Below are 231 nucleotides of genomic sequence, written 5' to 3'. Positions count from 1 at the left end.
ACCCAAAACGACAAAGTAGTCTGGTTTGCTTCTGTTGCCTTTGATGCTTCTGTATCAGAGATTATGATGAGTCTGTACAGCGGTGCTGCTTTGTGTATTCCGAGTGAAGAAACCATTAAAGATAAAGAGGAGTTTGTAGAATTTCTAAAAGCCACGCAATCAACGGTTGTAACTTTTCCTCCAAGCTATTTAGCTTTATTAAGCAATGAAGATATCTCAGGACTAAGATGT

General features: G+C 38.5%; 1 protein-coding gene. It reads left to right on the top strand.

The window, feature by feature from the left end; genetic code table 11:
* A partial coding sequence (locus DM397_RS00095) for an AMP-binding protein (protein WP_162615404.1) occupies nucleotides 1-231 on the top strand: 231 nt, incomplete at both ends.

Origin of the sequence: Flavobacterium nitrogenifigens, assembly GCF_003254565.1 — a bacterium.
In the GTDB taxonomy this organism is placed as follows: Bacteria; Bacteroidota; Bacteroidia; order Flavobacteriales; family Flavobacteriaceae; genus Flavobacterium; species Flavobacterium nitrogenifigens.
Note: the sequence above shows the minus strand (reverse complement) of the source record. Positions and strands in the feature narration are given on the sequence as shown.